The following is a 12,107-nucleotide window of genomic DNA, read 5'->3' as shown; positions in this document are numbered from 1 at the left end:
CGGGCCGCCGTCCTCGCCGAGAGTCCCCGCGACCTGGTCGACCGGCTCGGAACGCTGCAGCGGCTGTCCGGCACCACCACCAGCGCCCTGGACGCCTCGCGTGCCGCCTCGGCTGAGGCCGCCCGCCTCCGCAGGGACGCGGACGTGGCATCGGAGATCGCGCGGGCCTCGGCCCGGGACGCACAGGGTCGGGCGGATGAGCTCGACCGGCGCTCGGAGGAGATGCGGGCGCGGATCGATGAGGTGAGACGTCGTGTCGACGCCCTCTCGGACGCGCAGCGTGCAGTCTGGGCCGGCGGCCCTTTGGTCCCGCCCGGTTACGTCGCCCCGGCTGTCGACGGCGTCAACACCGCGGCGCTGAAGGTGGCTCTCACCCGGCTCGGTTCCCCGTACTCCTGGGGGGCGACCGGCGCGGAGGAGTTCGACTGCTCGGGACTCATGGTGTGGGCGTACGCGCAGGAGGGGAAGACGCTACCGCGGTCGAGTCAGGCGCAGGCGGTGTCGGGCGCACCCGTCGCGATGGCCGACATCCAACCGGGCGACCTCGTCATCTACTACCCGGGGGCGACCCACGTCGGCATGTATGCCGGCGACGGACTGGTGCTGCACGCGTCGACCTATGGGGTCCCGGTCAAACTCGACAAGGTCGACGCGATGCCGATCAGCGGGATCCGACGGTACTGACGCGGGGACGCCGGGCGGGGGAGACCCGGACACTGTGGCAGTCTCGGACGTGATGACGAAGACCCTGCTGATCACCAACGACTATCCGCCGCGACCCGGCGGCATCCAGTCGTACCTGGAGACCTATCTGGCGCATCTCGATCCCGAGGACGTGGCGGTCCTCGCCTCGACGTTCCGGGGTAGCGACTCGACCGACTACGACGACTCCCGTCCCTACCTGGTCGAGAGGGTGCCGACGGAGATGCTGCTGCCCACGCCGGAGCTCGCGGTGCGTGCGCGGAGGCTCGCCTCGGACTTCGGGGCGAGCACGGTGTGGTTCGGTGCGGCGGCGCCGCTGGCCGTGATGGCGCCCGTCCTCCGGGAGGGGCCCGTCGAGCGGATCGTCGCCAGCACCCACGGTCACGAGGTGGGGTGGTCGATGCTGCCGGGTTCGCGGCAGGTGCTCAGGCTGATCGGGGAGTCCACCGACGCCGTCACCTACGTGAGTGACTACACGAGACGTCGCTTCGCGGCGGCGTTCGGTCCACACGCCCGACTCGTGCACCAGCCCGGAGGCGTCGACACGGCCAGGTTCCGTCCCGATCCCGTGCGGCGTAGGGCGATCCGGGAACGCTACGGGGTGGCGGACCGGGAGGTGATCGTGTGTCTCTCACGACTCGTCCCGCGCAAGGGTCAGGACGCGCTCATCCGCTCGTTGCCCGAGATCGCCCGCCGCGTTCCGGGAGCGGTCCTCGTCGTCGTCGGGGGTGGTCCGTACCGTCGCACGCTCGAGGGTCTGGCCCGCAGGCACGGGGTGTCCGACCGGGTGATCTTCACCGGTCGGATCCCGGCGGACGAGATCGTCGACCACCACCGGATGGCGGACGTGTTCGCCATGCCGTGCCGCACCCGGGGCGGGGGACTGGACGTGGAGGGGCTGGGGATCGTGTACCTGGAGGCGTCCGCCTGCGGTGTCCCCGTGGTGGCCGGCCGGAGTGGTGGCGCTCCGGAGACCGTCGTGGACGGGAGCACCGGTCTCGTGGTGGACGGGACCTCGGACGGCGAGATCGTCGAGGCCGTGGCCGGTCTGCTCTCGGACCGGCCACGCGCCTCCGCGATGGGCGTCCGCGGACGCTCCTGGGTTCTCGGGTCGTGGCGCTGGGAGGACCTGGCACGCGACATGCGGCGGGTGCTCTCCGGCGACTAGCCCCGGCTCGAACCCCGACCCGGCCGTGGGTCAGGCGTAGAGGTCCTCGATCTGGGCCGCGAACTTCTGGTGCACCACGTTCCGCTTGACCTTGAGCGAGGCGGTGAGCTCCCCGGTCTCCTCGGTGAACTGGTCGGGTAGCACGTGGTACTTTTTGATCGCCTCGGAGTGGGAGACGGTCCGGTTGGCCCGGGACAGCGCCTGGTCGAGATGCTCGATCATGTCCGCGTCCCGGAGCAGCTCGTACAGCGAGCCGGTCTTACCGTGGTGGGCCTTCCACCGCTCCAGTGCCTCCGGGTCGAGGGTGAGCAGCACCGAGATGAACGGCTTGCCGTCGCCCACGCACACCGCCTCGGCCACGAGCGGGTCGGCCCGGAGCGCGTCCTCGAGCTGGCTCGGGGCGACGTTCTTGCCCCCGGCGGTGACGATGATCTCCTTCTTGCGACCGGTGATGGTCAGGTAGCCGTCCTCGTCCAGGGACCCGAGGTCCCCGGTCCTGAACCACCCGTCGGAGAACGCCTCGGCGGTGGCGCGCTCGTTACGCCAGTAGCCGGAGGTCACCACCGGGCCGCTCACCTCGACCTCACCGTCAGGTGCGATCCGGACCGCACACCCGGGCAGCGGCTGGCCGACGGTGCCGATACGCATCTGACCGGGGGTGTTGACCGCGATCGCGGCGCACGTCTCGGTGAGGCCGTATCCCTCGAAGATGTTGACACCGATGCCGTCGAAGAAGTGCGTCAGGCGCTCACCGAGGGGCGCCCCACCCGAGATGGCGATCTCACAGCGGCCGCCGAGCGCCGCGACGAGCTTGGCGTAGACGAGCTTGGCGAACAGGGCGTGGCGAAGCCTGAGCAGCGGCCCGACGCGTCCACTGCGGTTGGCCTTGGAGTACGCGACCGCGGTGTCGGTGGCCTTGTCGAACATCCAGGCCTTGACGGTGCCGCCGTCCTGGGCGGTGGCCTGGGCCTTGTTGAAGACCTTCTGGAACACGCGCGGGACGGCCAGGATGTAGTGGGGCTGCATCTCGGAGAACGTGTCCACGAGATTGGTCAGGTCCGACGAGTGGGCGATGCGGACACCCGCGTGGAACCCGGCGTAGGTGATGGCGCGGGCCAGCACGTGGGCCAGGGGCAGGAACATGACGGTGGTCGCGTCCTGGCGGAGGTACTGGTTCAACGGCGTCTCGAGGACCGCGAGGGCCTCGGACATGAAGTTGCGGTGGGTGAGCATGCACCCCTTGGGGCGTCCGGTGGTGCCCGAGGTGTAGATCAACGTCGCGGGGGAGTCGGCGGTCACCCCGGCGCGCCGTTCGTCGAGTACCGCGTCGGGCACCTCGGTCGCACCCGCGGCGAGGGCGTCCAACGCGGGGGTGTCTCCTTCGATCACGAGGACGTCGGGGGCCGCCTCCAGCCCGCTGATCCCCTCGCGGGTGGTGGCGGCGTGGGTCTCCTTCTCGACGATGGCGAGCCGGGCGCCCGAATCCTCCATGATCCACCGGATCTGCTCGGCCGAGGAGCTGTCGTAGACGGGCACCGTGACCGCGCCGGCGGCCCAGATCGCGAAGTCGATCACGTTCCACTCGTATCGGGTCGAGCACAGGAGGGCGACCCTGTCCCCGGCCTGGACGCCTCGGGCGACGAGACCCCGACCCACCACGCGGACCGTCTCGGCGAACTCCCGGTTGGTGACATCCGTCCACCGACCGTCGACCGGCCGCTGGAACGCCACGTTGTCCGGCGTCCGCTCCGCGCGGTCGTAGGCCGCCTGGGCGCAGGACCAGTCGTCGGGGACGGTGAAAGTGGCGGGGGCGGCGACGTATTCGCGCAAAGGGTCCTCCTGGTGGAGACGATCGATGGTCTAATCGCAGTGAGGACACACTATCCCCGGGGCCGGTCGGCATCCACGTCACCCGTGTGCCCGGGCGCCGGTCGCCAGGGCGCATCCCGGCCGAAGATATGTGAAGCTGGGGGATATGAGCGAGGACAACGGCGCCCCCGAGGTGTGGCCGACCAGCGACTCCACCGTGATCGACGCGACGGTCGAGGACGTGATGGCCGTCATCTCGGACTTCGACTCGTATCCCGAATGGTCCACGTCGATCCGGGTCGCCGAGGTCCTGTCCGTCGGCGCGGACGGTCGTCCGGACCGGGTCCGGTTCGCCCTGGAGGCGGGCGCGATCGTCGACGACTACGTCCTCGCCTACTCCTGGTCGGCGGACCACAGGGTCGTCGAGTGGAGGCTGGAGAGCTCGGCGCTGCAACGTGCGCAGAAGGGCTCCTATCGCCTCGAACCGGTCGAGGGCGGCACCAGGGTCGACTACGAGCTGGAGATAGAACTCGTGGTGCCGGTGATCGGCCGGCTCCGCGACCGGGCCGAACGGCGGATCCTCTCCGAGGCCCTGCGTGAACTCAAGCGCCGGGCCGAGTCGCGGTGACCGGCGCCAGGGTCGCGATCGTCATGGGGGGCGACCCCCCGGCCAGGTCGGAGGTGACCGCGCAGTTCCTGCTCGACGCGGGCGGAACGGCTCTCATCCTGACCGGGGACCCCGGTGCGGTGGATCCGCGGCTGGACACGACCGACGAGGGGCCCGTGGAGGTCCGGGCGGACGACGCCACCGCGAGACTCGAGTCGTACAGGTCCGGTGCGGTGGATCCGGACGACGACGTGCTCGCGGCGCTGGCCGCCGGAGGGGACGCGCCCCTCGCCGCTGTCCTGGGATGGGAGTACGCCCGGCGGGCGGCCGCCGCGGGAGTGTGGGACGTGGTGGTGGTGGAACTCGACGGTGACCTCGCGGCGGTCCGGAGGATCGCGGCGGCGGGGGAGCTGACCGCGTTCGTGGAGTCTCGTTGGCCCGCGCACGTGCGGTTCGCCTCGATGGCCGCAGGTGACCGCGCGGACGCCCGGACCCGCGAGGCGCACCGACTGTCCCTCCTCGCGGCGGAGGTCTCGACGTTCCTCGCGGGGCCCGTCGAGGTGATGGTCGCCGGGAGCGCCCCGGGCCGGACCGCGGCGCTGGCGGCACTCGCACGCGGGGCGGTCACACCCTCCGTCTCCCCGGACGGTAGTGGCGGATACCGGGTGGAGTGCCCGGTGCCGGACCGTCCGACGACCCCGCCCTCGGTCGAGGGCGACGAGCTGCGCCTGGACCTCGACGGTGTCCGGACGGTGGTGAGGCTCCCCGCGTTGCTGTCCCGGTGCACCCTCGTCGCCTCGCACTTCGACCCCGGGGCGCGCGCCGTGATCGCCAGCTTCGTCCCGGATCCCGAGCTGTGGCCACCGAATCTCGTCCCGTCCGGATTCGCGGACCGATCCGGGTAGTATCCGCTCCGTCAACTCCCAACGACGGAAGGTCCGGTGACCCAAGTTGCTGTACTGGCTGTTCAAGTACGTGATCATCGGGCCCTTCCTGCGGCTGACCAGTAGGCCGGTCATCACCGGCCGGGAGAACTTCCCGACCAGCGGGGCGGCGGTTCTCGTGGGCAATCACGAGTCGGTGGCCGACTGGCTGTTCACCCCGCTCCTCCTTCCCCGGCGGGTCACGTTCCTGGCGAAGAGCGACTACTTCACCGGCACCGGGATCCGCGGCATGCTCAGCAGGTGGTTCTTCGCGGGGACCGGTCAGTACCCGATCGACCGCACCGACGCCGATGCCGCCCAGGCCGCTCTCAACGCGGGCCTCGAGGTCCTCTCGTCGGGTCAGATCCTGTGCGTCTACCCGGAGGGGACCCGGTCCCCGGACGGGCGGTTGTACCGCGGCAAGACCGGGCCCGCCCGGCTCGCGCTGCGCGCCGGGGTCCCGATCGTCCCCGTGGGCGTGATCGGGACGGGTGAGTACATCCGCAAGGTCAACCGACCCCACCGCCGGACCCGGGTCCGGGTGATGATCGGGGAACCACTCGACCTGACGCCGTGGGCCGGGCGGGAGGGCGACCGCGTGGCCGAGCGGGAGATCACCGATGAGTTCATGCGGCGCATCCAGGCGTTGACGGGTCAGGAGTATGTCCACGACACCTACGGCGCGGAGATGAAGAAGCGCTACGAGGCGGTGCGCAAGTCGGGACGCAACCTCCTCGACCAGCCCGTCGAGGGACAGCGCTGACGCCGGTGCGCTACTTCTACGATTGTGAGTTCATCGAGGACGGCACCACCATCGACCTGGTGTCGGTGGGGGTGGTGGCGGAGGACGGACGCGAGTTCTACGCGGTCTCCACGGATTTCGACCAGGCCAAGGCCGGCCCGTGGGTCCGGCGGAACGTCCTGCCCAAGCTGCCCAATCCCTCCTCGCCGGCCTGGATGTCGCGGTCGGGGATCCGGGACGGGTTGTACGACTTCGTCACCGCACCGATCTCCGGGCCGGTCGAGCTGTGGGCGTGGATCGGGGCCTATGACCACGTCGCGGTGTGTCAGCTCTGGGGTGACATGACCGAGCTGCCGGCGGCGATGCCGAGGTTCACGCGGGACGTGCGCCAGCTGTGGGAGATGGCCGGGCAACCGGAGCTGCCGCCTCACCCGGGCGGAGCCCACGACGCCCTCGGCGATGCCCGCCATGCGTTCTTGAGATTCCGGGCGATCGCGGCGAAGGCGCCCCACCTGGGTCTCTGAGGTCCGCGCCGGCGGCGGTGGCGTATCCTCGCGGGGTGAGCAACTGGACAGTCGACGTCGACATCGCACAGCTTCCCGACCTCCCCCCGCTCTCGGCGGACCTCGATCGGCTGCTGGCGGACGCCCTGTCGCGACCCGCGCTGCAGCAACCGTCGTGGGATCCCGATCACGCCGCGGCCATGCGCAAGGTCCTCGAGAGCGTGCCGCCCATCTGCGTGGCCTCGGAGGTCGAACACCTCTCGGATCGGCTGGCCGACGTCGCGCACGGTCGCGCGTTCCTGCTCCAGGGCGGGGACTGCGCGGAGACGTTCGAGGCCAACACCGAGCCGCACATCAAGGGCGTGATCCGCACGCTCCTGCAGATGTCCGTCGTCCTGACCTACGGCGCGTCCATGCCGGTGGTGAAGGTCGGCCGGATCGCCGGGCAGTATGCCAAACCGCGCTCCGCCGACAGGGACGCCACCGGCCTGCTCTCCTACCGCGGGGACATGGTCAACGGGCTCGACGCGGACGACACCGCTCGTGAGCACGACGCGTCGCGTCTGGTCCGCGCCTACGCCAACGCCGCCGCGGCCATGAACCTGGTCCGCTCCCTGACGGCCTCGGGGACGGCGGACCTGCACCGCGTGCACGAGTGGAACATGGAGTTCGTCGCCGGGTCGCCGGCCGGCGCGCGCTACGAGGCGCTCGCGGCGGAGGTCGATCGAGGGCTGCGGTTCATGGACGCCTGCGGTGTCTCCGACGAGAACCTGCGGTCGGCGGACATCTTCTCCTCCCACGAGGCGCTGGTGCTCGACTACGAGCGCGCGATGTTGCGCCTGGCCGACGACGGCACGGGCCTCACGGGTGACGCGGAACAGGGGCTGTACGACCTCTCGGCCCACTTCCTGTGGATCGGGGAGCGGACCCGTGGGATCGACGACGCCCACGTGGCGTTCGCCTCACTCATCGAGAACCCGATCGGACTGAAGATCGGCCCCTCGACCACCCCGGAACTCGCGGTGGAGTACGTGGAGAAGCTCGACCCGCGTAACCGTCCAGGACGTCTGACCCTGGTCTCCCGCATGGGCAACGACAAGGTCAGGGACGCGCTCCCGCCGATCGTGCAGGCCGTCGAGGCCTCGGGACACAAGGTCATCTGGCAGTGCGACCCGATGCACGGCAACACCCATTCCACGTCGAACGGTTACAAGACCCGCCACTTCGACCGGATCATCGACGAGGTCCAGGGCTTCTTCGAGGTTCATCACGCCCTCGGCTCGCACCCGGGCGGCATCCACATCGAGCTCACGGGTGAGGACGTCACCGAGTGCCTCGGGGGCGCCCAGGACATCTCCGACCTCGATCTGGCCGGGCGGTACGAGACCGCGTGCGACCCGAGGCTCAACACCCAGCAGTCGCTGGAGTTGGCCTACCTGGTGGCGGAGATGCTCCGCAACTGAGCCGCGGCGTCGCGGGGACGGCCGGGCCCCGGGGACACTCGCCTCGCGGGGACGGCCGGGCCCCGGGGCCGCCCGGTCGACGTCAGCCCAGTGCGTCGATCTCGACCCCGCTGCCCCGTGCCACGACCCGCCCGGGCAGGGGGTTCTGGCCGTAGACGATCCCGCCCGGTGAACCCGTGTCGATGGTGGGGTTGAGCCCCGCGTCCCGGAGAGTCTGCTGGGCGTCCGAGGCCCGGGCCCCCAGGACCACGGGGACGGTCACCGCGTTCGACGGGACGACCCGCAGCACGGCGTTCGCGGGGTCGAGTCGCCGGCCGGCGGGCGGGTCGGTGCTGACCACCCGGCCATCGGAGATCCGGCGGTCGGTCACGGGTGCCTCGCGGACGATGGTGAACCCGGCCCTGCTGAGCACGTCCGTCGCCTCGTCCAGCGGCACGTCCCTGATGTCGGGGACGGTGAGGGCGTTGGAGACCAGCAGCGTCACCCCGTCTCCCCGGGCGACGTCCGATCCGGTGTCCGGGTCGGTGCCCACGGCCAGTCCGCCGTCCACCTCGTCGTCGTAGACCCGTCTGACCTGCGAGACGGTGAGCCCGGATCCCTCCAGCGCGGCCCGTGCCTGCTCCTCCTCGAGGCCCGCCACATCGGGGACCCTCACCGGCGCGGGCCCCGAACTCGTCACCATCGACACCCTGGTCCCCACGTCGACGGTCGTCCCGGGCCGCGGTTCCAGGGCCACCACCTGACCGACCGGGACCGAGTCGGAGTGCTCGGTCCCGCCACGGACCGGTTCGAGCGAGTTCTCCCGCAGGAGTGCGGAGACGGTGTCGACGTCGCGTCCGGCACCCACCTCGGGCACGACCGGGCGGCCCACGGAGACCAGGACCGCGACCGTCTCGCCCCGGGGCACCCGGGCCCCGGCCTCGGGGTCGGTCCCGACCAGTCCCGCCCGGGGGACGTCGTTACTGAACGCGTCGCGGGTGGAGGCGGACAACCCCACCTCGTTCACGGCCTCGGTCGCCTGGCCCACCGACATGCCCTGGACCGCGGGGACGGTGACGAAACGGCCGGACCCGAGCCACCATCCGGCGACGGCCAGGGCGATGGCGACCGCCAGCACGACCACCAGCCACAGCAGACCGAGCCTGCGTCGAGGGCGGACGGGCGCCCGGTCCGAGACCGGTTCCACCTCCCCTCGGGCGTAGGACTCCTCGGCGACGGGGGGCGGCGGGACCGCGTCGAGTCCCACCCTCGTGTGCATCCGTGTGGGGACGGGGCCGTCACCGTGGCCGAGCGCCTCGCCGCTCTCGCGATCGGCGGCGTCGAACTCCGTGGCACCGCCGGGCGCCGATCGCGCCGCGGCAGCGCGGGCCCGGGACCAGGACGACTGGTGGGGCGCCGGGACGACATAGGTGGGGAAGCGTCCGATCTCGGCCGCCCGGTCCAGGTCGTCGAGCATCTCCCCGGCATCCTGGTAGCGGTCCTCGCGGCTGCGTCGGGTCGCCCGGAGGATCAGGTGGTCGAGGTCCTCCGCCACGGAATCGGACTGGTCGGAGGGCGCCGGGACGTCGGTGTCCAGGCGCCGGTAGGCCACGGCGATCGAGTTGTCGCCGTTGAACGGGGGCTCGCCGGTGAGCATCTCGTAGGCGAGCACCCCCAGTGAGTACAGGTCGGAGCGCCCGTCGGTGTCGGCGCCGGAGATCTGCTCGGGGGAGAGGTAGGCGGCGGTGCCCATCACCACGCTCCGCGAGGTCGCCCTCGACTCGGCCACCGCACGGACGAGACCGAAGTCGGCGAGCTTGACCGCCCCGGTGGTGGAGATGAGGACGTTCTCTGGCTTGATGTCGCGGTGGACCAGCCCGGCCTCGTGGGCCTCGCGGAGTGCGCCGAGGAGAGGGCGGAGCACGGCGGCGGCGGCGTACGGGGGCATGGGTCCGCGCTCGTCCAGTAGTTCGCGCAGCGTGCCGCCCGGGACCAACTCCATCACGAGGAAGGCTGTGTCCCCCTCGACCCCCTGGTCGAAGACCTGGACGATGCCGGGGTCGGAGAGCCGCGCGACCGAGCGCGCCTCGAGGGTGAACCGGTCGACGAAGGCGCGATCGCCGGCGAGGGCGGGGTCCAACAGCTTGACGGCGACGTGGCGGTCCAACCGCTCGTCGGTGGCGAGGTGCACGATCGACATCCCGCCGCGTGCGATCACGGCGTCGAGCCGGTAGCGCCCGTCGAGCACGGTGCCCGGCCCTGGTAGCTGCCCGTCGTGAGTGGTCATGGAGTCCATTCTGCCCGTCGGCGTCCCGATCTCGGTATGCAACCGTGCCGTGCGCCCCGCGGTGGTGACCGCCGGGCCCCGCTGGGACTAACGTGGTGGCCGTGAGTACCGTTCCGCACTGCGATGACGTCCTGCCCGGGGACGTCGAGACGATCAATCTGCCCGAGGTGTCGCGGCGACTGGGCATCCCGGTCACCCGTGTGCACGACCTCCTCCGTGAGGGGGGGTTGATCGCCGTCCGACGTGCCGGGGTGGTGGTGGTCCCCGCGGTGTTCCTGGACGACGACGACGAGGTGGCGCGTTTCCTGCCCGGACTCGTCTCGGTTCTCCGTGACGGGGGTTACCGCGACGAGGAGATCCTGCGGTGGCTCTTCACGGAGGACGACAGCCTGCCGGGTCGCCCCGCGGACGCGCTCCACGGTCATCGCGCGCGGGAGGTCATCCGGCGCGCTCAGGCGATGGCGTTCTGACCCTTCCGGTGGCCCGCCACCACCACCAGGCCACCGCCAGTGAGGCGAGCACCGCGATCCCGGAGAGCACGGGGCTGTAGAGGCTGGTCGATCCGTTCGGCCCTATCGCCATCACCAGGAACACGGTCATCCCGACCGCTGCCGTGGTGGCCCGGGGCCCCGGCCTCGCCAGCATCCAGAACGCGGCCACCCAGACGTAGTACCAGGGCCAGGCCAGCGAGTTGAGCACGACGAAGGCCAGCAACGCCAGCATGATGCCGCGGAGCGCCGTCATCCGGTCCCGGCGATGGAGCCACCACACGGCCACCAGGACCACGGCGAGGACCACCCGCCCGACCTGCCGGGACACCGCGAGCACGTCCTCGAACCCGGGTGAGTCGGTGACCGCGTGGAACAGGTGCGCTGCCGCGGTCGGTGCGCTGAGGTAGTTGATCACCCTGTCGGACACGGCGATCGCGTCGAACCACCCGATCCCGGTACCGGAGGCGACGGTGGCCAGCCCGAGGACGGCCACCGCGATGGCGGCGGCCAGTGCCGTGTCCCCGAGGGCCCGGACCACCGGTCTGGTGACCGAGGGGTCCTCGCGCCGCCGGGTCAGCGCGATCCACAGCAGGAACGGGGCGACGATCACCGCGGTGGCCTTGAACGCCACCGCGATCCCGATCGCCGCGCCCGCCCACGCCCGGCGACCGTCGAGGGCCAGGACGACCGCCCCGAGGCAGGCGACGAGCGGGAAGATCTCGTTGTGCAGCCCGCCCGCCAGATGGATCACCGACAGCGGCGACGCGCACGCCAGCCAGACCGCGGCCCCCGCGTCCACCCCGGTCCGGCGGGCCGCCGTCACCAGCACCACGGTCAGTGCGGCCAGTGCCACCAACACCGCCACGCGCAGGACGACGATCCCCACCGCGGGGTGCCCGCCGGACACGGCCACCACGATCCTCATGAGGAGCAGGTGGAGCGGGCCGTAGGGAGTGGCGGTCGACCGCCAGTCGGGGCTGACCTCGTCGGTGAAGGGTCCCGGGTTGGCTTCGGGGCCGACCTCGTAGGGATCGACCCCCGCGGCGGTCATCGCCCCCTGCGCGAGGTACGACCACGCGTCGCGGCTGAACATCGGCACCGCGGGCAGTGACGGGAGCGACCACAACGCGGTGGCCCAGACCGCGTCTCGCGTGGGGAGTCGGCCCGACACCGCCCGCGGGCCCAGTGCCAGCCAGGCGGTGAACAGCAGGGCCACGCCGATCCAGCACAGCGTCAGGGCCAGGACCTCGCCGTGGCCGAAGGTGAACCCGAGCAGACCCACGGCGGCGGCGGGCCCCCCGTCCACCGGGAGGGCGCCGGCACCGAAGCCGCCGAGGGTCAGGAGTGCGGACCCGAGCATCCCGCGGTACAGGGCGGGACCCGAGGGGCCGGACAGGGCGGAGCGGGCGGAGGAGGTGAGGGACCCGGCCACC

Annotated in this window: 11 protein-coding genes; 8 read left to right on the top strand and 3 right to left on the bottom strand. The window is 71.5% G+C overall.

The features are described from left to right. Both G6028_RS17950 and G6028_RS14830 read left to right on the top strand, forming a co-directional pair. The coding region (locus tag G6028_RS17950; protein WP_182659330.1) for an NlpC/P60 family protein at window positions 1–684 on the top strand (684 nt) is incomplete at its 5' end. A gap of 52 nt (window positions 685–736) precedes the next feature. Then, the gene (locus G6028_RS14830; RefSeq protein WP_182659329.1) at window positions 737–1,870 is read left to right on the top strand and encodes a glycosyltransferase family 4 protein; all 1,134 of its coding nucleotides are present in this window, start codon (window positions 737–739) and stop codon (window positions 1,868–1,870) included. A 30-nt stretch (window positions 1,871–1,900) separates the two neighbouring features. On the opposite strand, the gene G6028_RS14825 is transcribed toward G6028_RS14830, so the two are convergent. Further along, window positions 1,901–3,700 (bottom strand): AMP-dependent synthetase/ligase, encoded by a 1,800-nt coding sequence (locus G6028_RS14825; protein WP_179525042.1) that lies wholly within the window; start codon window positions 3,698–3,700, stop codon window positions 1,901–1,903. 145 nt (window positions 3,701–3,845) lie between these two features. On the opposite strand from G6028_RS14825, the gene G6028_RS14820 reads away from it, so the two are divergent. The 5 genes from G6028_RS14820 to G6028_RS14800 are packed head-to-tail and all read left to right on the top strand — an operon-like array spanning window position 3,846 to window position 7,917. Further along, window positions 3,846–4,307: an SRPBCC family protein gene (locus G6028_RS14820; RefSeq protein WP_182609375.1), complete on the top strand. Its 462-nt coding sequence runs from the start codon at window positions 3,846–3,848 to the stop codon at window positions 4,305–4,307. 53 nt (window positions 4,308–4,360) lie between these two features. Further along, window positions 4,361–5,191, top strand: a complete 831-nt coding sequence (locus G6028_RS14815; RefSeq protein WP_338404239.1) for a hypothetical protein — start codon at window positions 4,361–4,363, stop codon at window positions 5,189–5,191. Between the two features lie 46 nt (window positions 5,192–5,237). Beyond that, a complete protein-coding gene (locus tag G6028_RS14810; RefSeq protein WP_179525045.1) occupies window positions 5,238–5,972 on the top strand; it encodes a lysophospholipid acyltransferase family protein in 735 nt (244 codons plus the stop codon). A 5-nt stretch (window positions 5,973–5,977) separates the two neighbouring features. Continuing rightward, complete coding sequence (locus tag G6028_RS14805; RefSeq protein WP_179525046.1) at window positions 5,978–6,475, top strand: polyadenylate-specific 3'-exoribonuclease AS; 498 nt, start codon at window positions 5,978–5,980, stop codon at window positions 6,473–6,475. 35 nt (window positions 6,476–6,510) lie between these two features. After that, window positions 6,511–7,917: a class II 3-deoxy-7-phosphoheptulonate synthase gene (locus tag G6028_RS14800; RefSeq protein WP_179525047.1), complete on the top strand. Its 1,407-nt coding sequence runs from the start codon at window positions 6,511–6,513 to the stop codon at window positions 7,915–7,917. A gap of 82 nt (window positions 7,918–7,999) precedes the next feature. On the opposite strand, the gene pknB is transcribed toward G6028_RS14800, so the two are convergent. Beyond that, window positions 8,000–10,183: a Stk1 family PASTA domain-containing Ser/Thr kinase gene (pknB, locus tag G6028_RS14795; protein ID WP_241730790.1), complete on the bottom strand. Its 2,184-nt coding sequence runs from the start codon at window positions 10,181–10,183 to the stop codon at window positions 8,000–8,002. 101 nt (window positions 10,184–10,284) lie between these two features. On the opposite strand from pknB, the gene G6028_RS14790 reads away from it, so the two are divergent. Continuing rightward, window positions 10,285–10,653, top strand: coding sequence for an Rv2175c family DNA-binding protein (locus G6028_RS14790; protein WP_179525049.1), 369 nt, complete (start codon window positions 10,285–10,287; stop codon window positions 10,651–10,653). Here G6028_RS14790 and mptB read toward each other — a convergent pair. After that, window positions 10,622–12,106, bottom strand: coding sequence for a polyprenol phosphomannose-dependent alpha 1,6 mannosyltransferase MptB (gene mptB / locus G6028_RS14785; RefSeq protein ID WP_182659326.1), 1,485 nt, complete (start codon window positions 12,104–12,106; stop codon window positions 10,622–10,624). The two genes, G6028_RS14790 and mptB, sit on opposite strands and share 32 nt — an antisense overlap. Window position 12,107: the final 1 nt, after the last annotated feature.

Source organism: Dietzia cercidiphylli, from assembly GCF_014145145.1.
In the GTDB taxonomy this organism is placed as follows: domain Bacteria; phylum Actinomycetota; class Actinomycetes; order Mycobacteriales; family Mycobacteriaceae; genus Dietzia; species Dietzia natronolimnaea.
This window is presented reverse-complemented; position numbering and strand designations above follow the sequence as displayed.

Coding starts and splice junctions, on each gene's coding strand:
- G6028_RS14830 (WP_182659329.1), top strand. CDS start 737: ATGACGAAGACCCTGCTGATCACCAACGACTATCCGCCGCGACCCGGC.
- G6028_RS14820 (WP_182609375.1), top strand. CDS start 3,846: ATGAGCGAGGACAACGGCGCCCCCGAGGTGTGGCCGACCAGCGACTCC.
- pknB (WP_241730790.1), bottom strand. CDS start 10,183: ATGACCACTCACGACGGGCAGCTACCAGGGCCGGGCACCGTGCTCGAC.